General features: G+C 73.9%; 24 protein-coding genes and 1 pseudogene. 16 read left to right on the top strand and 9 right to left on the bottom strand.

What is annotated here, in order from left to right; genetic code table 11:
- Positions 1–16: 16 nt before the first annotated feature.
- Together ABZ570_RS18105 and ABZ570_RS18100 are read right to left on the bottom strand one after the other, a co-directional pair.
- A complete protein-coding gene (locus ABZ570_RS18105; RefSeq protein WP_358064325.1) occupies positions 17–967 on the bottom strand; it encodes a TIGR03557 family F420-dependent LLM class oxidoreductase in 951 nt (316 codons plus the stop codon).
- Between the two features lie 92 nt (positions 968–1,059).
- Complete coding sequence (locus tag ABZ570_RS18100) at positions 1,060–1,182, bottom strand: hypothetical protein (RefSeq protein ID WP_358064322.1); 123 nt, start codon at positions 1,180–1,182, stop codon at positions 1,060–1,062.
- A gap of 139 nt (positions 1,183–1,321) precedes the next feature.
- On the opposite strand from ABZ570_RS18100, the gene ABZ570_RS18095 reads away from it, so the two are divergent.
- A complete protein-coding gene (locus ABZ570_RS18095) occupies positions 1,322–2,824 on the top strand; it encodes a glycoside hydrolase family 3 N-terminal domain-containing protein (protein WP_358064319.1) in 1,503 nt (500 codons plus the stop codon).
- Positions 2,825–2,850: 26 nt separating this feature from the next.
- Here the strand turns inward: ABZ570_RS18095 and ABZ570_RS18090 are convergent, their stop codons facing one another.
- Entirely contained in the window at positions 2,851–3,138 is a 288-nt protein-coding gene (locus ABZ570_RS18090; RefSeq protein WP_358064316.1) for a GNAT family N-acetyltransferase, read from the bottom strand.
- A 131-nt stretch (positions 3,139–3,269) separates the two neighbouring features.
- On the opposite strand from ABZ570_RS18090, the gene ABZ570_RS18085 reads away from it, so the two are divergent.
- The 7 genes and pseudogenes from ABZ570_RS18085 (at position 3,270) to ABZ570_RS18055 (ending at position 7,689) form a co-directional block, all read left to right on the top strand.
- Positions 3,270–3,635 carry a hypothetical protein gene (locus tag ABZ570_RS18085; protein ID WP_358064313.1) on the top strand — a complete coding sequence of 122 codons (366 nt, stop codon included), beginning with the start codon at positions 3,270–3,272 and terminating at the stop codon, positions 3,633–3,635.
- 58 nt (positions 3,636–3,693) lie between these two features.
- Positions 3,694–4,515 (top strand): DUF1206 domain-containing protein, encoded by an 822-nt coding sequence (locus ABZ570_RS18080; RefSeq protein ID WP_358064310.1) that lies wholly within the window; start codon positions 3,694–3,696, stop codon positions 4,513–4,515.
- 70 nt (positions 4,516–4,585) lie between these two features.
- A complete protein-coding gene (locus ABZ570_RS18075) occupies positions 4,586–5,782 on the top strand; it encodes a mechanosensitive ion channel domain-containing protein (RefSeq protein ID WP_358064307.1) in 1,197 nt (398 codons plus the stop codon).
- Between the two features lie 229 nt (positions 5,783–6,011).
- Entirely contained in the window at positions 6,012–6,446 is a 435-nt protein-coding gene (locus tag ABZ570_RS18070) for a phage holin family protein (RefSeq protein ID WP_358064304.1), read from the top strand.
- Positions 6,443–6,667: pseudogene (locus ABZ570_RS18065) on the top strand (DUF3618 domain-containing protein); the annotation flags it as partial. The gene ABZ570_RS18070 and the pseudogene ABZ570_RS18065, both read left to right, overlap by 4 nt.
- 263 nt (positions 6,668–6,930) lie before the next feature.
- The gene (locus ABZ570_RS18060) at positions 6,931–7,203 is read left to right on the top strand and encodes a DUF4235 domain-containing protein (RefSeq protein ID WP_358064302.1); all 273 of its coding nucleotides are present in this window, start codon (positions 6,931–6,933) and stop codon (positions 7,201–7,203) included.
- Between the two features lie 282 nt (positions 7,204–7,485).
- Positions 7,486–7,689, top strand: a complete 204-nt coding sequence (locus ABZ570_RS18055; protein ID WP_011905669.1) for a cold-shock protein — start codon at positions 7,486–7,488, stop codon at positions 7,687–7,689.
- A 91-nt stretch (positions 7,690–7,780) separates the two neighbouring features.
- On the opposite strand, the gene ABZ570_RS18050 is transcribed toward ABZ570_RS18055, so the two are convergent.
- Together ABZ570_RS18050 and ABZ570_RS18045 are read right to left on the bottom strand one after the other, a co-directional pair.
- A complete protein-coding gene (locus tag ABZ570_RS18050) occupies positions 7,781–7,978 on the bottom strand; it encodes a hypothetical protein (RefSeq protein WP_358064299.1) in 198 nt (65 codons plus the stop codon).
- 79 nt (positions 7,979–8,057) lie between these two features.
- Positions 8,058–9,041 (bottom strand): aldo/keto reductase, encoded by a 984-nt coding sequence (locus ABZ570_RS18045; protein WP_358064296.1) that lies wholly within the window; start codon positions 9,039–9,041, stop codon positions 8,058–8,060.
- Between the two features lie 84 nt (positions 9,042–9,125).
- On the opposite strand from ABZ570_RS18045, the gene ABZ570_RS18040 reads away from it, so the two are divergent.
- Positions 9,126–9,917 carry a trans-aconitate 2-methyltransferase gene (locus ABZ570_RS18040; protein WP_358064293.1) on the top strand — a complete coding sequence of 264 codons (792 nt, stop codon included), beginning with the start codon at positions 9,126–9,128 and terminating at the stop codon, positions 9,915–9,917.
- The gene (locus ABZ570_RS18035; protein WP_358064290.1) at positions 9,914–10,939 is read left to right on the top strand and encodes an adenosine deaminase; all 1,026 of its coding nucleotides are present in this window, start codon (positions 9,914–9,916) and stop codon (positions 10,937–10,939) included. Before ABZ570_RS18040 ends, ABZ570_RS18035 begins: the two co-directional genes overlap by 4 nt.
- 262 nt (positions 10,940–11,201) lie before the next feature.
- Here ABZ570_RS18035 and ABZ570_RS18030 read toward each other — a convergent pair whose 3' ends face one another.
- Both ABZ570_RS18030 and ABZ570_RS18025 read right to left on the bottom strand, forming a co-directional pair.
- Complete coding sequence (locus ABZ570_RS18030) at positions 11,202–12,590, bottom strand: HAMP domain-containing sensor histidine kinase (protein WP_358064287.1); 1,389 nt, start codon at positions 12,588–12,590, stop codon at positions 11,202–11,204.
- A 29-nt stretch (positions 12,591–12,619) separates the two neighbouring features.
- Entirely contained in the window at positions 12,620–13,309 is a 690-nt protein-coding gene (locus tag ABZ570_RS18025; protein ID WP_358064284.1) for a response regulator transcription factor, read from the bottom strand.
- Between the two features lie 73 nt (positions 13,310–13,382).
- On the opposite strand from ABZ570_RS18025, the gene ABZ570_RS18020 reads away from it, so the two are divergent.
- The 3 genes from ABZ570_RS18020 (at position 13,383) to ABZ570_RS18010 (ending at position 17,197) form a co-directional block, all read left to right on the top strand.
- Complete coding sequence (locus ABZ570_RS18020; RefSeq protein WP_358064281.1) at positions 13,383–14,303, top strand: ADP-ribosylglycohydrolase family protein; 921 nt, start codon at positions 13,383–13,385, stop codon at positions 14,301–14,303.
- Positions 14,304–14,542: 239 nt separating this feature from the next.
- Positions 14,543–16,555, top strand: a complete 2,013-nt coding sequence (thrS, locus tag ABZ570_RS18015; protein ID WP_358064278.1) for a threonine--tRNA ligase — start codon at positions 14,543–14,545, stop codon at positions 16,553–16,555.
- A gap of 129 nt (positions 16,556–16,684) precedes the next feature.
- Positions 16,685–17,197 carry an HIT domain-containing protein gene (locus ABZ570_RS18010; protein ID WP_358064361.1) on the top strand — a complete coding sequence of 171 codons (513 nt, stop codon included), beginning with the start codon at positions 16,685–16,687 and terminating at the stop codon, positions 17,195–17,197.
- A 48-nt stretch (positions 17,198–17,245) separates the two neighbouring features.
- On the opposite strand, the gene ABZ570_RS18005 is transcribed toward ABZ570_RS18010, so the two are convergent.
- The gene (locus ABZ570_RS18005; RefSeq protein ID WP_358064275.1) at positions 17,246–17,806 is read right to left on the bottom strand and encodes a hypothetical protein; all 561 of its coding nucleotides are present in this window, start codon (positions 17,804–17,806) and stop codon (positions 17,246–17,248) included.
- An 82-nt stretch (positions 17,807–17,888) separates the two neighbouring features.
- Here ABZ570_RS18005 and ABZ570_RS18000 point away from each other — a divergent pair, with 82 nt between their 5' ends.
- Positions 17,889–18,521: a hypothetical protein gene (locus tag ABZ570_RS18000; RefSeq protein WP_358064272.1), complete on the top strand. Its 633-nt coding sequence runs from the start codon at positions 17,889–17,891 to the stop codon at positions 18,519–18,521.
- Positions 18,522–18,674: 153 nt separating this feature from the next.
- On the opposite strand, the gene ABZ570_RS17995 is transcribed toward ABZ570_RS18000, so the two are convergent.
- Complete coding sequence (locus ABZ570_RS17995; RefSeq protein ID WP_358064269.1) at positions 18,675–20,837, bottom strand: elongation factor G-like protein EF-G2; 2,163 nt, start codon at positions 20,835–20,837, stop codon at positions 18,675–18,677.
- Positions 20,838–21,090: 253 nt separating this feature from the next.
- Between ABZ570_RS17995 and pgsA the strand changes: the two genes are divergently transcribed.
- Positions 21,091–21,711 carry a phosphatidylinositol phosphate synthase gene (gene pgsA / locus ABZ570_RS17990; RefSeq protein ID WP_358064267.1) on the top strand — a complete coding sequence of 207 codons (621 nt, stop codon included), beginning with the start codon at positions 21,091–21,093 and terminating at the stop codon, positions 21,709–21,711.
- Positions 21,708–22,643 (top strand): phosphatidylinositol mannoside acyltransferase, encoded by a 936-nt coding sequence (locus tag ABZ570_RS17985; protein ID WP_358064264.1) that lies wholly within the window; start codon positions 21,708–21,710, stop codon positions 22,641–22,643. The genes pgsA and ABZ570_RS17985 overlap by 4 nt, the downstream gene beginning before the upstream one ends.
- The last annotated feature ends 29 nt before the right edge of the window (positions 22,644–22,672 follow it).

Genomic DNA, 22,672 nt, shown 5'->3' with positions numbered 1-22,672 from the left:
GGCCGCCGCGGCGAGGTCAGCGCAGCTGGGGCAGCACCTCGCGCTGGTAGAGGTCGAACAGGCCCTGCCAGTGCGGGCCGGTGTTCGCCAGGTAGAGCTCGTCGAAGCCGGCCTTGGCGTACTTGTCGATCATCTCCAGGTGGGCGTCGGCGCTGTTGCCGCAGACGAACGACTGCTTCATCATCTCGGGCTGGACCAGTTGGGTGGCCTGCTCGAAGTGCCGCGGCGAGGGCAGGACCTGGGACAGCTCGCCCGGCAGGCCCGCGTTCGGCCACTTCTCGTACGCGAGCCGCGCGCCCTCGTCCTCGCTGTCGGCGTACGCCGCCTTGAATCCGCCCTGGCACGGCTTGTCGCCGCCGCCGTTGTCCCGGAACCGGCGGACCATCTCGGCGTCGGGCATGGTGCAGATGTAGCCGTCGCCGATCCGGGCGGCCAGGTCGATGGACTTCGGGCCGAAGCCGGAGACGTAGACCGGCGGGGGAGTGTCCGGGAGGGTGTAGACCCGGGCGTGCTGGACGATGTAGTGCTCCCCGTAGTGGTTGACGAAGCGGCCCCGCCACAGCTCGCGGATCACCTCCACCGCCTCCTCCAACATCTCCAGCCGGACGTCGAGCTGCGGCCACGGGTCGCCGAGGATGTGCTCGTTCAGCGCCTCGCCGCTGCCGAGGCCGAGGACGAACCGGCCGGAGTGCAGGACCGCGCTGGTGGCCGCGGCCTGGGCGATCAGCGCCGGGTGGATCCGCACGGTGGGGCAGGTGACCGCGGTGGTCACCGGCAGCGAGCAGACCTGGCTGAGCGCGCCGATGGTGGACCACACGAAGGCGCTCTGGCCCTGCGCGTCGTTCCAGGGGTGGTAGTGGTCGGAGATCCACAGCGCCTGGAAGCCGGCCTGCTCGGCGGCGCGCGCCTGCGCCAGCAGCTCCGCCGGGCCGTACTCCTCGCTGGACAGCGCGTAACCGATCCTCATCGTTCCCCCTCACCGCGGTGCCGGGCGCACCGTACGGACCACGACAGCGGTACCCGGGAAGGTGGCGGCCCGAACACCGGGCGGTCCCGCGATCAGCGGCGGAACATCGCGCGGATGGCGATCAGCAGGAACAGGCCGCCCACCACCAGGCCGAGCAGGCGTACGCCGGGGACGTCCGCGGCGGAGGTGGCGTCGGCGAGCAGCGCGGGGGACATGGTCGCACTCTCCCACGGCCGGTCCGGGTACGCCAGACGCTAACAGTAAGGATTGTTGACTATTTCCGGGTGCGGTGTGAACATTGGCAGCACCGCCTCAGGCGGCGGGCCGTGGGGGAAGACGGGGGTACGACTGCGCATGAGCGAGCGGATCGTGGGAGCGACCGGCGACCTGGCGGCCCTCGCCGCCGCCGTCCTGCAACCCGGGTTCGTCGGCACCACCCCGCCGTCCTGGGTGCGCCGGTGGCTCGGCGAGGGGCTCGGCTCGGTGGTCCTCTTCGCCCGCAACATCGTCGACCACGACCAGGTCGCCGCGCTGACCGCGGCGCTGCGAGCCGAGCGCCCCGAGGTGATCGTCGCGATCGACGAGGAGGCCGGGGACGTCACCCGGATCGAGTCCGCCCGAGGCAGCTCGCGACCCGGCAACTTCGCGCTGGGCGTGGTCGACGACGCGGGCCTGACCGAGGAGGTCGCCCGCGACCTGGGCGCCGAGCTGAGCGCTCTGGGCGTCACCCTCGACTACGCCCCGGACGCCGACGTCAACTCCAACCCGGCCAACCCGGTGATCGGGGTCCGCTCGTTCGGCGCCGAGCCGGCCCTGGTGGCCCGGCACACCGCCGCCTGGGTACGCGGCCTCCAGGCCGGCGGGGTGGCCGCCTGCGCCAAGCACTTCCCCGGCCACGGCGACACTCACGTCGACTCCCACCACGACCTGCCCCGCATCGACGGCGACCGGGCCCGGCTGGACGCCGTCGAGCTGGCGCCGTTCCGGGCCGCGGTGGCCGCCGGGGTGCAGGCGGTGATGACCGGTCACCTGCTGGTGCCGGCGCTGGACCCGGAGCTGCCGGCCACCCTCAGCCCGCGCGTCCTCGGCGCACTGCTCCGCGACGAGCTGGGCTTCCAGGGGGTGGTGGTGACCGACGCGGTGGAGATGCGGGCGGTCGCCGACCGGTACGGCTTCGCCGGTGCGGCGGTCCGGGCCCTCGCCGCCGGGGCCGACGCCATCTGCGTGGGCGGGGAGCGGGCCGGCGAGGCGGACGCCGTGGAACTGCGGGACGCCATCGTCGCGGCGGTCGTCGCCGGGGAGTTGCCGGAGGAACGGCTGGCCGAGGCGGCGAAGCGGGTCGGCCAGCTCGCCGCCTGGACCGCCGCCGCCCGCGCCGGCCGCCGGGCGAGCACCCTCGCGGGCGACGGCTCGCCGATCGGGCTGGCCGCCGCCCGCCGGGCGCTGCGGGTGGTCACCGGCCGGGCCGCGCTGCTGCCGCTGGCCGGCCCGGCGCACGTGGTGGAGTTCGTCCCGCCGCGCAACATCGCGATCGGCGCGGAGACCCCGTGGGGGATCGCCGCCCCGCTGGCCGAACTCGCCCCCGGCACCACCACCGTCCGCTACGCCGAGGGCGACGCCCTCGCCGACCCGGCCGCCGCGGCCGCCGGCCGGCCCCTCGTGCTGGTGGTGCGGGACCTGCACCGGCACGACTGGATGCGCGACGCGGTCGACCGCGCCCTCGCGGCCCGCCCGGACGCCGTGGTGGTCGAACTGGGCGTCCCCGAGCTGGTCACCGGCGCGGTGCACGTGGCCACCCACGGCGCCACCCGAGCGGCCGGGTACGCCGCCGCCGAGTTGCTCGCCGGCGCCCGCTGAACCCGGCCGGACCGCTCAGCCGGGTGTCACGACTCGGCGACCACCAGGTCGGCGTACTCGGGATGGCGCCGGATGAACGCGGCCACGAAGGGGCACCTCGGCACCAGGCGGTCGCCGCGCTCGCGGAGCTGGTCCAGGGTGCCCCGGACCAGCGCCTCGCCCACGCCCATGCCCCGGTAGCGCTCGTCCACTTCGGTGTGCGTGAAGACCAGCACCTCGCCGCGCGGCCGGTACGCGGTGAACCCGGCCAGCGCGTCGTCGACCAGGATCTCGAAACGGCGCTTGGCGGGGTCGTCCTCGACCAGGTAGCTCACCGGGCCATTGTCTCCCCACTGCCGGCCAGCCGGTCGAGTTCGGCCAGCAACCGCTCCACCTCTTCTGCTCCCAGCGGGTGCGTCAGCGTCGTGGCGCTCGGCCCGAGCATGCGCCTCGTACCCTTGGGCGGGTGACGAAGCGATCCGTTTCACCCCAGCTGACCCCCGCCCCCCGGACCATCGGCCTGCTGGCCGGCCTCGCGCTCGGCGTCGCGTTGCTGGCCGGGTGCAGCTCGGAGGGCGCCTCCACCGACTGCGGCCTGGACGCCTGCACGGTCACCTTCGACCGTGGGGTCGAGGCCCGGGCCAGCATCTTCGGCGTCGAGGCGAGACTGGTCGGCGCCCAGGGCGACCAGGTCACCGTCGAGGTGGCCGGGGAGCGGCTCTCGCTCACCACCGGCCAGCAGGCCACCGAGGTCGGCGGCCTGGAGGTGACCGTGGACAGCGTCACCGACCAGCAGGTCGTGCTCCGGGTGGCCCGTAACCCGAACGGCTGACCCGCGGCCGGGCGGCGGCCGACGTTTGGAAATCTTCGCGGCGGGACATTGTGGCGCCATGTCAGTGACCCGGAACGCCGAAGCCGTCGCCGCCCAGGCGGCGAACAGCCGGTGGCTCGAACTGTTGACCCGGGCCGGATTCGTCGGCTACGGGATCGTGCACCTCCTCTTCGGCTGGCTCGCGCTGCAGATCGCCTTCGGCCGCTCCGGTGAGGAGGGCAACCAGAACGGCGCGCTGCGTACCCTGGGTGCCCAGCCGCTCGGCAGGTTCCTGCTGGTCACGATCGCGATCGGGCTCTTCGCCATGGCCGTCTGGCAGGCGTTCGAGGCGACCGTCGGCCACCGCGGCCTGCGCGGGCGGGACCGGCTCTTCGAGCGGATCGCCTCCGTCGTGCGTACCGTCGTCTTCGTCTGGCTGGGCTGGACCGCGATCAAGGTCGGCCAGGACGCCAGCGCCAACGCCTCCGATCGGCAGGAGGCCCTCTCCGCGCGGCTGATGGCGTCCGCCGGCGGCCGCTGGCTGATCGGGCTGGCCGGCCTGGTGCTCGCCGCCGTCGGCATCGGCATGGTGATCTACGGCCTGCGGAAGAAGTTCGAGCGGAACCTGAAGACCGGCCAGATGACCGCGCGGACGCGCACCCTGGCCCGCCGCCTCGGCATGTCCGGGTACGCCGCCCGCGGCGCGGTCCTCACCGTCGCCGGCCTGCTGATCGTCGTGGCCGCCGTGCGGTACGACCCGGAGCAGGCCCGGGGTCTGGACGCCGCGCTGCGGACCCTGCGCGACCAGTCGTACGGGCCGGTGCTGCTGACCGTGATGGCGCTCGGCATCGTCGCCTTCGGCGTCTACTGCTTCCTCCAGTCCCGGTACCGCCGCGTCTGATTCGTCGTCGACACCGGCCGGGCAGGCACCGGGCCAGTCCGATCCGCCCGGCCCGAGGGAGAACGAACCTGTGCAGAGCTACCTCGGAACGGCCGTCGCCGCCCTGGCCGCGGCGGCGGTCGCCTTGCTGCTGGTGGAGGTGGGGCACCGGACGAGCCGGCGACTCGGCCGGCGCTCGGTGCTGCTGACCGAGCTCACCGAGCACGCGCACCGCCCGATCCAGGTGGCCGCGACCGTGCTCGCCGTACAGCTCGCCGTCCGGTTCACCACCCTGTACGCGGTCGGCAGCCCCTGGCGGCAGGCGGTGCTGCACGGCCTGGTGCTGGCGGTGATCGCCGGGGCCGCCTGGCTGCTCGCCGCGCTGCTGATCGTGGTGGAGGACACCGCGCTGGCCCGGTTCCGGGTGGACGTGCCGAACAACCGGCAGGCCCGCCGGGTGCGTACCCAGGTGGTGCTGCTGCGCAGGCTGACCATCGCGGTGATCGTGGTGCTCGCCGTCGGCGTGATGCTGATGACCTTCCCCGCCGTAAGCGGCGTCGGCGCCGGCGTGCTGACCAGCGCCGGCGTGGTCGGTGTGGTGGCCGCCCTCGCCGCGCAGAGCCTGCTGGGCAACGTCTTCGCCGGCCTCCAGCTGGCGTTCAGCGACGCGGTACGCCTCGACGACGTGGTCGTGGTCGAGGGGGAGTGGGGCCGCATCGAGGAGCTGACCCTCAGCTACGTGGTGGTGCAGATCTGGGACGACCGCCGGCTGATCCTGCCCACCTCGTACTTCACCAGCACCCCGTTCCAGAACTGGACCCGTACCGAGGCGGCGGTCCTCGGCACCGCCGAGTTCGACCTGGACTGGGCGGTCCCGGTGCAGGCGATGCGGGAGGAGTTGCGCCGGGTCTGCGAGGGCACCGAGCTGTGGGACGGACGGGTCTGCGTGCTCCAGGTGACCGACGCCACCGGCGGCATGATCAAGGTGCGGGCCCTGGTCAGCGCCGCCGACGCGGGCAGCCTCTGGGACCTGCGCTGTCTGGTCCGCGAGCACCTGGCGGCCTGGGTGCGCGACCAGCGGCCGACCGCGCTGCCCCGGATGCGGGCCGAGGTGGGTGACGCGTCGGGCCCGCTGCCGTGGCAGGCGGTGCAGCCCCGCCGGCCGGCCCGCCGGCGGGCCGACACCGAGGTGCCCGACGATGCGCGGGTCTTCGGCGGCAGCGACGACGGCGAGGCCCGCAGCGAGGTCTTCGTCGGCCCGGACGACCACGCCGACGCCCGTCGCTGAGTCCTACCTCGGCGGCTCGGGGCGGCCGCGCGCCGCCGCCGATCGCGGCAGGTTGGCGCCGGCCGCGTTTGTCCCGCCGGTTTTCGGGGACCCGCTGGGCACGCGCCGGTTCGGGTCCGTCTCCGCGGCGTCCGGGGTGGTGCGCGGCCGGGCCGGCCGGTCGCTCCGCGCAGGATTGACGGGCGGCGACTCCGGGCATACAGCGCGGTGATGACGAAAGGAGGACAGCATGGCTGACGTCGCGAGTCGCAGCACGTCCCGGACCGGGAACGAGCCGTCCACCGCGGAACTGGTGCAGCGGGCCACCGAGCAGGTCTCCCGCCTGGTGCGGGACGAGTTGGCGCTGGCCCGGGCGGAACTGACCCGCAAGGGCAAGCACGCGGGGATCGGAATCGGTCTGTTCGGCGGCGGCGGGGTTATGGCGCTCTTCGGCGCCGGCGCGATGGTCGCCACGGTGATCCTGGCGCTGGCGCTGGTACTGCCGGCGTGGGCGGCCGCGCTGATCGTGTCGGTGGCGCTCTTCCTGCTCGCCGGGATCTTCGCGTTGGTTGGCAAGCAGCAGGTCAGCCGTGCCGTCCCGCCAGTGCCGGAGGCGACGGTCCGCAGCGTACGGGCGGATGTCGACACCGTCACCGCCGCGGTGAGGGACGGGAGGCGGGGATGACCGGCAACGGGACCGGGGACGTGGAGGCGCTCCGTGAGGAGATTCGCCGTACCCGGGTCGAGTTGGGTGAGACGATGGAGCAGTTGGCCGCCAAGGTCGACGTCAAGGCCCGCCTGCGGGAGTCCGCCGAGCAGGTGAAGGGGCGGATGCGCGAGCAGGCCGGCCAGGCCGTGGCCCGGGTGCGCGGGCAGGCGGGCAAGGCCCGGCAGGTCGGTGAGCAGGCGGCGGGCAAGGCTCGGCACGTCGGTGAGCAGGCGGCGGGGCAGGCTCGGCACGTCGGTGAGCAGGCGGCCGGGCAGGCTCGGCACGCCGGCGAGCAGGCGGCGGGGCAGGCCCGACTGGCCCGCGAGCAGGCGGCCGGCCAGGCGCGGCTGGCCCGGGCCCGGGCGGCCGGGAACGGCCGGGGGGTCGAGCCATGGGCGGTCATCGCGGTCGGCGCGGTGGCGGCCGTGGTGGTGCTGCTGATCGTCCGTGGGAGGCACAGGTGAGCAACAGGATCGGCAAGGCCGCGTACAAGCCGATCGGCGTACTGCTCGGCCTGGCCGCCGGTACGGTCGCCGGGGTCATCTTCCGCCAGGTCTGGCGGGTCACGGCAGGCGACGGCGAAGCGCCCAGCGCCACCGACGAGGAGCGGCGCTGGGGCGAGATCCTGGCCGCGGCGGCGTTGCAGGGCGCGATCTTCGCGGTCGTCCGAGCCGCAGTGGACCGCGGCGGAGCGATGGGGGTACGCAAGCTGACCGGGCACTGGCCCGACTGACCACCCGCGGACAGGCCTCTTCCCGACGAGGGAAGGGGCCTTTCGCATGGCCTGTTCGGCCCGGCCAGCGGAGCCGCAGCGACCTTCAGGTCACATGTCGGAGAATTTCGTCCGGTAGGCTGTGCAGAGTTTTTGCGTACGTGGTTTGCTGTCTCACGCTGTTGAGAGACGCGTGGGTTGAGAGAAGTCTCCTTCACCGGGGGCCACCTCAGGCGCCGCTGCTCGAAAACGGCCAACCGGCCGCACGGCATGCTCGGCCGCCAGTTTTAGAAGGAGATACACATGGCGCAGGGAACCGTGAAGTGGTTCAACGCTGACAAGGGCTTCGGCTTCATCACCGTCGACGGCGGGGGTGCTGACGTGTTCGTCCACTTCTCGGCCATCCAGACCAGCGGCTACCGCACGCTGGAGGAGAACCAGCGGGTGGAGTTCGAGATCGCCCAGGGTCAGAAGGGTCCGCAGGCCGAGCAGGTCCGCCCCCTCTGAGCATGGCGGTGCCGGCCCAGGCCGGCCGTCGCGCAGCCCCGCGTCCCGTTCGGGAGGCGGGGCTTTCCGCGTTTCGGGGCACCTACCGGCGTCAGTTGCGCCGACGCCGGGCCCGCAGGCCGTACCAGAGCGCGACGAGTCCGATCAGGACGACGACCGGGCCGATGACCGCCCAGATCCGGTGGCCGGCCATCACGCTGTCGCCGCCGTAGCCCAGCCCCTGCACGGTCCAGAGTGCGCCCAGCACGACGGCCAGCAGCCCCAGGGTGAGCCGGAACCAGCCCCTCATCGTCCCCCCTCCGCCGACCGGCACCTGGCTCCAGCATGCCTCCGGCGGCCGGCCGACGGCGGCGCCGCGCCGGCGGGGCTCACCATCGGTCGTGCACCCGCGGCCGGATCAGCTCGTCGTACGTGTCCCGCACGGCGGCCAGCTCCGCCCCGGTCAGCGGCGGCAGGTCGGCCGCGGCGGCGTTGCGGCGCGCCTGCTCGGCGTTGCGGGCACCCGGGATGACCACGGTGACGCCGGGCTGGTCGAGGATCCAGCGCAGGGCGAACTGGGCCATCGTCCGGCCGTCCGCGACCAGCGGCGCGAGCCGGCGTACGGCGGCCAGGCCGAGGTCGTAGTCGACCCCGGAGAACGTCTCGCCGACGTCGAAGGCCTCCCCGTGCCGGTTGAAGTTGCGGTGGTCGTTCGCGGGGAACGTGGTGTGCTCGTCGTACCGGCCGGAGAGCAGGCCGCTGGCCAGTGGCACCCGGGCGATGATGCCGACCCCGGCCGCCTCGGCGGCGGGCAGCACCCGGTCGAGGGGCTTGTGCCGGACCGCGTTGAGGATGATCTGCACGCTCGCGACGCCGGGCCGGGCGATGGCGGTCAGCGCCTGGTCGCAGGTCTCGACGCTGACCCCGTACCCGGCGATGCGCCGCTCGGCGACCAGGGTGTCCAGGGCGTCGAAGACCCGGTCGTCGACGAAGACCGCGGTCGGCGGGCAGTGCAGCTGCACCAGGTCGAGGGTGTCCACGCCGAGGTTGGCCCGGGAGCGGTCGGTCCAGGCCCGGAAGTTGTCCAGGGTGTACGCCTCCGGCGTCTGCGGCACCCGGCGGCCCATCTTGGTGGCCACGGTCAGCCCGTGCCCGGGGTGCTCGCCCAGGAACCGGCCGATCAGCTGTTCGCTGCGGCCGTCGCCGTACACGTCGGCGGTGTCGAGAAAGGTGACGCCGGCCTCGACGGCGGCGGCGAGCACGTCCATCGCCGCGCTCTCGCTGACCTCGCCCCAGTCGGCGCCGAGCTGCCAGGCGCCGAGTCCGACGATGCCCACCTGCCGGCCGAGCCGGTCGAAGCTGCGCTGTTCCACGCGGGGAAGCCTAGTGAGCGGCTTGCCGTCGCGCCCGTCGGGCCGTACCGTCTAGCAAGACGTACGTACGGTTTGGAGAATGCCATGTGGGATCCGACCACCTACCTGCGCTACGGCGACGAGCGCTCCCGGCCCTTCCACGACCTGGTCGCCCGGGTCCCGGCCGAGCGCCCGCGAGCCGTGGTGGACCTCGGCTGCGGCCCCGGCACGCTCACCGCCACCCTGGCCGCCAGGTGGCCGGCGGCCCGGCTGAGCGGGATTGACTCGTCCCCGGAGATGATCGCGAAGGCCCGCGCGCTGGACACCCCGGCCGCCTTCGCCGTCGGCGACGTCCGGTCCTGGCGGGCCGAACCGGACGTGGACGTGGTGGTCTGCAACGCCGTGCTCCAGTGGGTGCCCGGCCACCAGGAACTGCTCGCCCGCTGGGCCGCCGCGTTGCCGGCGGGCGCGTGGCTGGCCTTCCAGGTCCCCGGCAACTTCGCCGCCCCGTCCCACCGCGCGCTGCGCGAGGTCGCCGGGCGGGACCGATGGCGGGGCACCCTCGCGCCGCTGCTGCGCGAGGCGCCCGTCGACGACCCGGCCGACTACGCCGCACTGCTGGTCGGTGCCGGCTGCGCGGTCGACGCCTGGGAGACTACCTACGTGCACCTGCTCCCGGCCGCCGGCGCGGACCACCCGGTGCTGTCCTGGATGGAGGGGACGGCCCTGCGTCCGGTCCGGGCCGCGCTGGACCGCGCCGGCTGGGCCGACTTCCGTGCCGAGCTGGGCATCCGGCTCGCGCAGGAGTACCCGGTGCGGCAGGGTCAGGTGTACTTCCCGTTCCGCCGGATCTTCGCGGTGGCCCGCACCGGCGCCCGCGCAGAGGAGACCATGTGACCGACCTGTCCGCCTTCATCGCCGGACTGCCCAAGGTGGAGCTGCACGTGCACCATGTCGGCTCCGCCTCGCCCCGGATCGTCGCCGAGCTGGCCGCCCGGCACGAGGGGCGCAGCCCCGTGCCAGCCGACCCGGAGCGGCTCGCCGACTACTTCGCCTTCCGCGACTTCGCCCACTTCGTCGAGGTCTACCTCAGCGTGGTGGACCTGATCCGTGACCCGGAGGACGTCTGGATCCTCACCCACGAGGTGGCCCGGGAGCTGGCCCGCCAGCAGGTCCGGTACGCCGAGCTGACCATCACGCCGTACTCGCACGTGCACCGGGGGATCCCGGCGCCGGCGTTCTGCGAGGCGATCGAGGACGCCCGCAAGCGGGCCGAGGCGGACTTCGGCATCGCGCTGCGCTGGTGCTTCGACATCCCCGGCGAGGCCGGGCTGCCGGCCGCCGAGGAGACCCTGCGGATCGCGCTGGAGGAGCGGCCGGACGGGCTGATCAGCTTCGGCCTCGGCGGCCCCGAGATCGGGGTGCCGCGCCCGCAGTTCAAGCCCTACTTCGACCAGGCCCGGGCCGCCGGGCTGCGCTCGGTGCCGCACGCCGGCGAGACCACCGGCCCGGAGACGATCTGGGCCGCGCTCCGGGAGCTGGGCGCGGAGCGGATCGGGCACGGCATCTCCGCCGCGCTCGACCCGGCACTGCTCACCTACCTGGCCGAACGGCAGATCGCGTTGGAGGTCTGCCCGACCTCCAACGTCCGGACCCGGGCGGTGGCCACCCTCGACGAGCACCCGCTGCCGCAGCTGGTCGAGGCCGGGGTGCTGGTCACCGTCAACTCGGACGATCCGCCGATGTTCGGCACCACCCTCAACGACGAGTACGCCGTCGCCGCCCGGCTGCTGGGTCTCGGCCCGGACGGGGTCGCCGCGCTGGCCCGCGCCGCGGTCACCGCCTCGTTCCTGGAGCCGGCGGAGCAGGCCCGGATCAGCGGTGAGATCGACGCGTACCTGGCGGGCGCGGCAGGCTGACCGCCTCGCCGCGCACCGGGCGCGGCGAGGCCGGGGACCGGGCCGGACAGGAGAGCGGCGCGCGGCGGGAGCGAGGTGTGGGGGGACCGAAACTCCCGCCGCGCGCACGGCTCCGTCGACCGAAGGGTGGTACGGGGCGTCCCGGTCGACGGAACTGATGGGTTCGGTCCGATCCTGGCACCCGGTCGGGGCGGTACGGCCGCCGTTAACGTAGATCTAAGGAAGACTTGCGCCCGGCCACAGCCAGCGGCCGGCGCGACGGTCAGCGCGGGCGGGGCAGACGACGGCGGGTCTTCTGCTCCCTGGCGTCCCGCGCCATCCGGCCGACCAGCCCGAACCGGTTGACCTGCCGCGGCGTCGCCTCCGGATCGGCCAGCAGCATCACCACGCTGGCCCCGCCGAGCCGGGCCCGGTCGATGCTGACCGACCCGTTGGCCTGCAACGCGACCCGCCGGGCGATGTCCAGCCCGAGCCCGGTGGAGCCCTGGTCGCTGGCACCCCGGCGCAGCGCCCGGTCCGGGTTGGCGATACCCGGCCCGGCGTCGTCGACGCGGATGGCCACCCAGCCGTCCCGCCGGCTGACCGCCACCTCGAAGGCGGTGCCCTGGGGGGTGTAGCGAAAGACGTTGCCGATCACCGCGTCGAGCGCGGCGGCCAGCTCGGCCCGGGGCACCGGCGCCGGGATACGCAGCTGCGCCCCGACCACCCGGTGCGGCCGGTGCTGGTCGCCCGCGAGGGCCGACCAGAAGACCATCCGCTCCCGGACCAGCTCGCTCACGTCGCACGTCGCCGGTCCGGTCTCCTGGCTGACCGCCTTGCGGGTGGTCTTGATCAGCTGGTCGACCTCGCCCTCCAGGGTGACGATGGCCTGGCGGATCCGCCGGATGCCCCGGCGTCGGTCCAGCTCCGCCGGGCTGAACGTCCCGATGCTGGTGTCGTCCGACTCCAGCGCCTCGGCGTCCAGGCGCAGCGCGGTCAGCGGGGTGCGCAGCCGGTGGGACAGGTCGGCGACGAGTTCCCGCTCGTCGGCGCGGAGCGCGACCAGCCGCTCCGCCATCCGGTTGAACGCGTGGCCGGCCTCGGCCAGCTCCCGCGGGCCGGTCGGCTCGACCCGGACGCCCAGGTCGCCGTCGCCGACGGCGAGGGCCGCCTTGACCAGCTCGTCGGTGGCGTCCACGGTGCGCGCGGCGGCCCGGTCGACCACCAGCACCGCGGCCCCCACCAGTGCCGCCGCCACCGTGAGCAGCAGCAGCCAGCGCCGGCCGGAACCCTCGTCGAGCACCCGGTCGGGGACGAACACCTCCACCACGGCGACCGTGTCGCCCAGCACGACCGGGTCCAGCCGGAGTACCCCGCCGGGCACGTCGGTGACCAGCGAACGCCGTTCGGTGCCGGCCCAGGTCAGCGCTGCCGCGTCGGCGTGGCCGCCGGACTCGTCACCGCCGATCCCGTGGACGACCGGCCGCAGCGCCGGGTCCTCGTCGCTGGCCGTGACCGCGCGTCGGACGACCTCCGGGTCGGTGCTCGCCACGAGCGCGCCGGTGACCAGGGCGCTGCGGCGCGCCGCGTCGGCCAGTTTCTCCTGCCGCGACTGGTCGCCGAGGGTGAGCCCCAGCGGGATGAGGAAGGCGAGCGCGGCGAGGCTGCACATGCCGGCCGTGAGCCAGGCCAGCGTGGCCCTCAGTCCGGTGCCACCAGCCGGAAGCCGACCCCCCGCACGGTGCGCAGGTAGCGCGGCTTCGCCGCGGACTCGCCCATTTTGCGACGCAGCCAGTACAGGTGAACGTCGATGGTCTGGTCCTCGCCGACCGATGGCTGCCGCCATACCTCCTCCAACAGTTCCCGCCGGGACACTACCCGGCCGGGACGCGCGGCGAGATAGGCCAGCAGGTCGAACTCCTTGCGGGTCAGCGCCAGCGGCTGCCCGTCCAGCACAGCGCTGCGCTCGCCCACGTCGACCCGCAGCCCGCCGACGGTGTGCACGGCCGGCTGCACGCTGCGGCTGGCCCGGCCCGCCCGGCGCAGCACGGTGGTGATCCGGGCGTCCAGGTGGGCGCCGGTGAACGGCTTGACCATGTAGTCGTCGGCGCCCGCGCGCAGCAGCCGCACCACGGACTGCTCGTCGTCCCGTGCGGTGGCGATGATGATCGGCACGTCGGTGATCCCGCGCAGCATCCGCAGCGCGTCCGAGCCGTCCAGATCCGGTAGGCCGAGGTCGAGCACCACCAGGTCGGGGGTCTCGGCGGCGACCCGGCGCAGCGCGTCCAGGGCCGTGCCGACGGCGTGCACGGCGTGCCCCCGGTCGGTGAGGGAGCGCAGCATCGCGCCACGCACGACGTGATCGTCTTCGACCAGGAGGACGGTTGCCACGCCAAGACCGTACTCGGGGTGGCAAGTTGATCGCGTTGCGGCAGCTGCGGTAACCGGGCAAGCTGGGACGACGATGACGTTCACCCTGTTCCCCGACGCCCGCCTCACGCTCGCGCGGGACAGCCTCGCCGGGCTGTCGGTCGGTGACGCCCTCGGTTCCCAGTTCTTCGTCCCCGGCCGGCACCCGGCGCCCTGGCGGGACGACCTTCCGCCCGGGCCGTGGGCGTGGAGCGACGACACCGAGATGGCCTGCTCGGTGCTGGCCGTGCTGGCCGAGGCCGGGGAGATCGACCGAGACGCCCTGGCCGTCACCTTCGCCGATCACTACGACCCCGGCCGTCGTTACGGTGCCGGCGCCGTCGAGTTGCTGGAGCTGATCCGGGCCGGCACGCCGTGGCCGGTGGCCGCCGCGTCCGCGTTCGACGGGCAGGGCTCCTGCGGCAACGGCGCCGCCATGCGGGTCGCCCCGCTTGGCGCCTGGTACGCCGACTCGACCCGGCGCGCCGCCGACCAGGCCCGCGCCTCCGCCGAGGTGACCCACGCCCACCCGGAGGGGATCGCCGGGGCGGTCGCTGTGGCGGTGGCCGCCTCGCTCGCCGCCCGGGCCCGGCTGGACGGGGGCCGCCCCGACCCGGCCCGGCTGCTCGGCGCGGTGGCCGGCGCCCTGGACCCGGCGGCCGAGCTGCACCGGGGCGTACGCCGGGCCGCCGCGCTGCTCGGCCATTCGGCGGCTGCGGCTGCCGACGCGCTCGGCAACGGATCCCGGGTGACCGCGCAGGACACCGTGCCGTTCACCCTCTGGGTCGCCGCCACCCACCTCGACGACTACCCGGCCGCGATCCGGGCCTGTGTCGAGGCGGGCGGGGACGTGGACACCACGGCGGCGATCGCCGGCGGCGTGGTCGCCGCGTACACCGGCGTGGGCACGCCGGGCGGGATGCCCGACGGCTGGCTCGCCGCGCGCGAGCCGCTGCCCGACTGGCTCCCCGCCTGACCGTCCCCGCCCCCCGCGTTCCGTTACGTCCCCGGCGGGCAGGAAACGTTTGATTGATATGCCGCAGAGGCATAAATATGCCTCACAGTCATATCGCTTTCGAGCGCACGTCGGCTTTCCGCACGACACGGTGCGTTTCGGGACAGCGCGGCGTCGCCGACGGTGCCGAAAGAGAGACCGATAGCATCGCAGGGGCCGGTACCCGGCAGACCCGATCCGCATCGACGACAGGAGTCACCGTGTCCGCACCCCGTACCCCCGCCGTGGCCGACCCCGTCGTCGTCGCCGCCGGGACGACGGCGGCCGACGCGGTGGCCGCGGCCGGGCTGCCCACCAGCGGCCCGAAGGCGGTCGTGGTGGTCCGCGACCCGCAGGGCCAGCTGCGCGACCTGGACTGGAAGCCGGCCGAGGAGACCACCGTCGAGCCGGTCGCCATCGACTCGCCGGACGGGTTGAACGTGCTGCGCCACTCCACCGCGCACGTGCTCGCCCAGGCGGTGCAGGACGTCTTCCCCGAGGCGAAGCTCGGCATCGGCCCGCCGATCGAGAACGGCTTCTACTACGACTTCGGCGTCGACAAGCCGTTCCAGCCGGAGGACCTGACGCGGCTCGAGAAGCGGATGCAGGAGATCGTCAAGTCCGGGCAGCGGTTCCGTCGGCGCCGGTTCGGCAGCCTGGACGAGGCGCGGGCGGAGCTGGCCGCCGAGCCGTTCAAGCTGGAGCTGATCGAGGTCAAGGGCGAGGGGCTGGACTCCTCGCAGGTGATGGAGGTGGGCGGCGGCGAGCTGACCATCTACGACAACCTCGCCGCCACCGAGGACAAAGTCTGCTGGTCGGACCTGTGCCGCGGCCCGCACCTGCCGAACACCCGGCTGATCGGCGCGTTCAAGCTGATGCGCTCGGCCGCCGCGTACTGGCGGGGGTCGGAGAAGAACCCGCAGCTGCAGCGGGTGTACGGCACCGCGTGGCCGACGCGGGACGAGCTGAAGGCGTACCTGAAACTGCTGGAGGAGGCCGCCCGGCGCGACCACCGCAAGCTCGGCGCGGACCTGGACCTGTTCAGCTTCCCCGACGAGATCGGCTCGGGCCTGGCGGTGTTCCACCCCAAGGGCGGCGTGCTCAAGCGGGTCATGGAGGACTACGTCCGCACCCGCCACATCGAGGAGGGCTTCCAGTACGTCGGGACGCCGCACATCTCGAAGGAAGGCCTCTTCCACACCTCGGGCCACCTGCCCTACTACAAGGACACGATGTTCCCTCCGATGGAGATGGAGGGCAGCGACTACTACCTCAAGGCGATGAACTGCCCGATGCACAACCTGATCTACAGGTCGCGTGGGCGGTCCTACCGTGAGCTGCCGATGCGGCTTTTCGAGTTCGGCTCGGTCTACCGGTACGAGAAGTCCGGCGTCATCCACGGCCTGACCCGGGTGCGCGGCTTCACCCAGGACGACTCCCACTCCTACTGCACGCGGGAGCAGGCGCCGGCCGAGGTCAAGCACCTGCTGGGCTTCGTGCTCAGCCTGCTGCGGGACTTCGGCATCGACGACTTCTACCTGGAGCTGTCGACCCGCGACGAGTCCCGGCCGGACAAGTTCGTCGGCTCCGAGGAGGAGTGGGCGACCGCGACCGCGGTGCTGGAGGAGTGCGCCCGGGAGACCGGCCTCGACCTGGTGCCCGACCCGGGCGGGGCGGCGTTCTACGGCCCGAAGATCTCGGTGCAGGCCAAGGACGCCATCGGCCGCACCTGGCAGATGTCGACCATCCAGTACGACTTCAACCAGCCGAAGGGCTTCGGGCTGGAGTACCAGGCGGCCGACGGCAGCCGGCAGCAGCCGGTCATGATCCACTGCGCCAAGTTCGGGTCCATCGAGCGTTTCATCGGCGTGCTCACCGAGCACTACGCGGGGGCGTTCCCGGCGTGGCTCGCCCCGGTGCAGGTGGTGGGCATCCCGATCCGCGAGGACCACACCGGCTACCTCCAGGAGTTCGTCACGACGCTGCGGGCCGAGGGGATCCGGGCCGAGGTCGACGCGGGCGACGACCGGATGCAGAAGAAGATCCGCAACGCCCAGCAGCAGAAGATCCCGTTCATGGTGATCGCCGGTGACGACGACGTGGCCGCCGGCACGGTGTCGTTCCGGTACCGGGACGGGTCGCAGCGCAACGGCGTGCCGATGGCCGAGGCGGTGGCCCACGTGCTCGGCGTGGTCAACTCGCGGACCAACTCGGGGCCCTCGGCGGAGAGCTGACCGTCCCGCCGGCCGGGCCTGGGCACCCGGGCCCGGCCGGTGCGGACGGGTGGGCTCCGCGGCGGTGACCGTAGGATCGGCGATGTGACTGGGGCGGATCGGCACTTCGAGGGCGGCACCGACAACGGTCTGGCGGACGGGCTGGAACGGCTCTGGACGCCGCACCGGATGACCTACATCTCCGGGGAGGACCGGCCCGCCGGCGGCTACGAGAAGCCCACCGGCTGCCCGTTCTGCCTGGCCCCCGGGCTGCCGCCGGACGAGAGCCTGGTCGTCGCCCGGGGCGAGCACGTCTTCGCGGTGCTCAACCTCTATCCGTACAACCCGGGGCACCTGCTGGTCTGCCCGTACCGGCACGTCGCCGACTACACCGAGCTGGACGTGCCGGAGACCGCCGAGCTGGCGGCCTTCACCCAGGACGCCATGCGGGTGGTCCGCCAGGTGTCCAGCGCGCACGGCTTCAACCTGGGCATGAACCAGGGCGGCGTGGCCGGCGCCGGCATCGCCGCCCACCTGCACCAGCACGTGGTGCCCCGGTGGGGCGGGGACGCCAACTTCATGCCCGTCATCGGCCGGACGAAGGTGCTGCCGCAACTGCTCGCCGACACCCGGGACCTGCTGGCCAAGGCCTGGCCGGCCTGACCCCGCGATCGGCCGCCCCGACCGGTCGCCAGCCGGCGCGACCCGGAGTCAGCGCAGCCGGCCGCGAGCTCGGGCCAGCCGGCGGCGTGCGCGGGTCAGCCGGCGTGCGCCGGTGGCCGTCCTGCCGACCGTTTCGGCCTGGTCGGCGAATTCGGCGTGTTCGGCGCGGTCGGCGAGCTGGCGCAGCCGCCGCTCGACCATCCGGTCGGCGTGCCGGGCGATCCAGAGGCAGACCCCGGCGAGCGGCAGTTCGATCAGCACGGCCAGCAACACCGACATGAAAAGGTCCGGCCCGGCCGCGGTGGTCGTCACGTCGAACCAGGCGTCCACCACCAGCAGGGTCGCGGTGCCGGTGGCGGCCAGCACCACCTGCCGGTTGCCCCGGTACGCGTGCCACCCGGTCAGCCCGAGCAGCGCCGCCAGCCCCAGGTCGAAGCCGACCCAGGCGGCCCGGTAGTGCGCCGTCACGGCGTGCCGGGGCAGGGTCAGCGCGAGGTACACCACCCACGGCAGGGTGAGCAGGGCCAGCACCACGAAGGTGGGTGCCACCCAGCGAGGCACGGGCCGTAGCTCCGTCGCCCGCTCGGTCTCTTCCGCCGCCGTGCCCATGGTTCCTCCCGGCCGCGGTGGTGCCCGGCGACACCAAGATCGGCCAATCCCCGGGCGCCCCCCGAACAGTACGATCTCGCGCATGGCTCTGCTGCACCGCGCGGAACTGCGCCCCGCCAAGCTTGACCTGCTCGCCGCCTGGTTGCCCACCCGCTCCTGGTTCGCCGGGACGGCGGGCGCCGACGTCACCCGGGTGGCGACCTACCGCTTCGACGACCCGGCCGGCGAGGTCGGGATCGAGACCCTGCTCGTCCGGGCCGGCGCCGGGCCGGTCCTGCAGGTGCCGCTCACCTACCGGGGTGCGCCGCTGCCCGGCGCCGACCAGTGGCTGGTCGGCACCACCGAGCACTCCGTACTGGGCCCGCGCTGGGTGTACGACGCCTGCGCCGACCCGGTGTACCCGCCCGCCCTGGCCGCCGCCGTGCTCGCCGGGGCCGGGCAGGCGGAGGAGTACTTCGAGGTGGACGGAAAGCGTGAGGTCCGTCCGCCGAACATGACCGTGACCGGCGGCAGTGCCGGCGGGGTCGAGCCGCCGGTCGTCGGCACCCCCTGGGAGGTGGTGGACGGCGATCCCACCCTGATCCGGGCCGACCAGCTCGAACTGGCCGTCGTCCGTCGTCCGGCCTCCGCCGAAGCCCCCTCCGCCGCCTGCCTCACAGGCGCCTGGCCGGACCAGCCGACCCCCCTCGTCCTCGCCTACGCCCCATCCCGCTGACCACCCGCCCCCAAGACCCCCCACCCCGCCCCGCCCCCCTGCAACGCCGATCATGGAGTTGCGGCACCTCCGAAGAGGGGCAAATTCGGACGAATCGGGGACCCCAACTCCATGATCGACGCGCGGTGGGGCGGGGTGGGGTGGGGGTGCAGGTCAGGAGTGGGCGGTGTGTTCCTTGCGGGCCTGGTCGGCCAGGTGGGCGGGCATGGGGTCGTAGCGGGCGAACTCGCGGCGGAAGGTGCCGGTGCCGGCGGTCATCGAGCGCAGCTCGACCGCGTACCGGAGCAGTTCGGTGGCGGGCACCTCGGCCCGGACCAGGGTGCGCCCATCGACGTCCGGGTCGGGCTCGGTGCCGAGCACCCGCCCACGCCGGCCGGAGAGATCGCCCATCACCGCGCCCACCGACGAGTCGGCCACCCGGATGATGACCTCGTCGACCGGCTCCAGCAGCGTCGGCTGGCCCTTCTCGGCGGCGTCCCGCAGGGCGAGGGCGCCGGCGGTCTGGAACGCCGCGTCGGAGGAGTCGACGCTGTGCGCCTTGCCGTCGCAGAGGGTCACCCGCAGGTCCACCACCGGGCAGCCGGCGACCAGGCCGCGTTCCATCTGCGCCCGGACGCCCTTCTCCACGGACGGGATGTAGTTGTGCGGGACCGCCCCGCCGACCACCTTGTCCACGAACTCGAAGCCCGCGCCGCGGGGCAGCGGCTCCACCTCGATGTCGCAGACCGCGTACTGGCCGTGGCCGCCGGACTGCTTGACGTGCCGGCCGTGGCCCTTCGCGGCGACGGTGAACGTCTCGCGCAGCGCCACCCGGACCGGCTCGGTCTCCAGCTCCACCCCGCCCGCGCGCAGCCGGTCCAGCACCACGTCGGCGTGCGCCTCGCCCATGCACCAGAGCACCAGCTGGTGGGTCTCGGCGTTGCGCTCCAGCCGCAGCGTCGGGTCGCCGGCCACCAGCCGTGCCAGGTTGCGGGCCAGGGCGTCCTCGTCGGCCCGGCTCTTCGCCACGATCGCCACCGGCAGCAGCGGCTCCGGCATCTCCCACGGGGCGACGAGCAGCGGCTCCTCCTTGGCGGAGATGGTGTCGCCGGTCTCCGCGCTGCCCGACTTGGTGATCGCGCAGATGTCCCCGGCGACCACGGCGGGCACCTCGCGCAGCGCCGCGCCGAGGGGACTGTAGAGGTGGCCGACCCGCTCGTCGGCGTCGTGGTCGGGGTGGCCGCGTTCGGCCATGCCGTGCCCGGACACGTGGATCACCTGGTCGGGGCGGAGCGTGCCGGAGAAGACCCGGACCAGGGACACCCGCCCGACGTGCCGGTCGACGGTCGTCTTGACCACCTCGGCGACCAGCGGGCCGTCCGGGTCGCAGACCAGCGGTGGCCGGGGCGAGCCGTCCACCCCGGTGACCGCCGGCAGTTCGTGCTCCAGCGGCGAGGGGAACGCCGACACCAGACCGTCGAGCAGCACGTCCAGGCCGACCCCGGTCTCCGCGCAGACCGGCACCACCGGGTAGAAGTGCCCCCGGGCCACCGCCTTCTCCAGGTCGGTGACGAGCACCTCGGTCTCGATCTCCTCGCCGCCGAGGTAGCGGTCCATCAGGGTCTCGTCCTCGCTCTCCGCGATGATCCCCTCGATCAGCTCGTTGCGGGCCTCGACGATGGCGGGCAGGTGCTCGGGGTCCGGCTCGCGGACGGTGGCCGGCAGCCCGGCCGAGTAGTCGAAGACCCGCCGGGTGATGAGCCCCATCAGGCCGACGACGGACACGCCGTCGTCGCCGAGCATCGGCAGGTAGAGCGGAAGCACGTTGTCGCCGAAGACCCGCTGGCAGAGCGCCACCGCCTTGTCGAAGTCGGCGCGCGGGTGGTCCAGCCGGGCCACCGCGACGGCGCGCGGCATGTCGACCGCGGCGCACTCCTCCCAGAGGGCGGCGGTGGCCGCGTCCATCCCGTCGACGGCGGAGACCACGAACAGTGCGGCGTCGGCGGCCCGCAGGCCGGCGCGCAGCTCGCCGACGAAGTCGCCGTAGCCGGGGGTGTCCAGAAGGTTGATTTTGACGTCCCGGTGCAGCAGCGGGGCGCAGCACACGTTCACCGAACGCTGCTGGCGTACGGCGGCGGGGTCGTGGTCGCAGACCGTGGTGCCCTCGGTGACGGTGCCGGCCCGGCCGATCGTGCCGCTGGCCGCCAGCAACGCCTCGACCAGGGTGGTCTTGCCCGCCCCGGAGTGCCCGACCAGCACCACGTTGCGAACCCTGCCGGGCTCGGTCACCACCGGCGCGCCGCCGGTGACACCCTTCTCCTGGTTTCTCTGCGCCATCGCGGCGCACCTCCCTCAGCCGGTGGTGGTGGCGACCGCCGCGCGCGACGGGGAAGCGGGCCCGGGCGGGTACCGCGGCGATATCCTCCGGTGGTCTTGTGGACGACGGGCTCTCGGACGGGTGGTTCGGTGAGCTGGCTCACCTCCCACGCTCGATCTCACACCCGTTGCCGACACGGCACAAGCCTGCGTGGCGGTTCTCCGACGACCGGCCGTGTTGCCGGCGGCTTCGGGCCGTTATCGTGGGACCGCCATGGCGAAGATCTTCCAAGTGACGGCCCGGGCGGGCATGACCCGCGTCGTGGAGCCGGTCGCGCGCGGTCTGCTCCGCGCGGGCGTGTCCCCCAACGCGGTCACCGTGACCGGCACCCTCGGCGTGCTCGTCGGCGCGCTCGGCTTCGGCGCGCGCGGCCAGCTGGTCGCCGGCGCGCTGATCGTCACGGTCTTCGCGCTCACCGATCTGCTCGACGGCACGATGGCCCGGATGAGCGGCGGCTCCACCCGGTTCGGGGCCTTCCTCGACTCGAGTATGGACCGGGTCGCCGACAGCGCCGTCTTCGGCGCGGTCGCGTACTGGCTGGCCACCCAGCACCACTACGCGGGGGTGGCGGCGGCGCTGCTCTGCCTGGCTGCCGGCGGGTTGGTCTCCTACGTCAAGGCCCGCGCCGAGGGCCTGGGCATGACCTGCAACGTGGGCATCGCCGAGCGCACCGAGCGACTGCTGATCGTCGGGGTGGGCGGCCTGCTCACCGGCCTCGGCGTCGGCCGCGCCCTGGAGGTCGCACTCTGGCTGCTCGCCGCGGTCTCGATCTTCACGGTCGGGCAGCGCATGGTCCACGTGTACCGGCAGGCGCAACTGGTCGGCCCGGAGTGAACCTCACCGAGCTGGGCTACGTCGCCGGCTGGCGGCTGGCCCGCACGCTGCCCCGGTCCGTGGTCGCGGCCGCGTTCCGGGTGGGCGCCGACCGCGCCCACCGCAGGGGCGGCCGGGGTACGGCCCGGCTCCGCGCCAACCTGCGTCGGGTGGTCGGCCCGGAGCTGCCCGAGGCGGAGCTGGACGAGCTGGTCCGGGCCGGCCTGCGCTCGTACGCCCGGTACTGGATGGAGGCGTTCCGGCTGCCGTCGCTGAGCCGCCCGGAGATCCTCGCCGGGTTCCGCCTCGACGGCGCGGAGATGCTCGCCGCCGACGTCGCGTCCGGCCGGGGCGCGGTGGTTGCGCTGCCGCACGGTGGCAACTGGGACGCCGCCGGCGCCTGGGTGGCGGCCAGCGGCTGGCCGATCACCACGGTCGCCGAGCGGCTCAAGCCGGAGGCGGTCTACGAGCGGTTCCTCGCCTTCCGGCAGGGCCTGGGCATGGAGATCGTGCCCACCCACGGTGGCGAGCGACCGGCGTTCGACGTGCTGGTCGACCGGCTCCGGGCCGGCGCTGTGGTGCCGCTGCTCGCCGACCGGGACCTCTCCGCGCGCGGGGTGGAGGTGGACTTCTTCGGCGGCCGGACCCGGATGCCCGCCGGCCCGGCGCTGCTGGCGATCCGGACCGGTGCGCCGCTCTACGTCACCTCGATGTGGTACGAGCCGGAGGTCGCCTGCGGCGCCCTCGAGGGCCCGCTGGAGCTGCCCGACCCGGACAGCGGCCCGCTGGACGCTCGGGTCCGCGTGCTCACCCAGCGGATCGCCGACGGTCTCGCGGCGGGCATCGCCCGTCACCCCGAGGACTGGCACATGTTGCAGCGGATGTGGCTGGACCAGCGGACCGACGGCTCGGGTGCCCCGGCCCAGCCGCCGGCCAGCACCGGGACGATCTGAGGAAGGGCATCGGTGAGCGCGAGGAGTGC

The organism is Micromonospora sp. NPDC007271, assembly GCF_040634005.1.
Taxonomy (GTDB): domain Bacteria; phylum Actinomycetota; class Actinomycetes; order Mycobacteriales; family Micromonosporaceae; genus Micromonospora.
The sequence above is the reverse complement of the archived record's forward strand: the minus strand, read 5'-3'. Positions and strand labels throughout refer to the sequence as shown.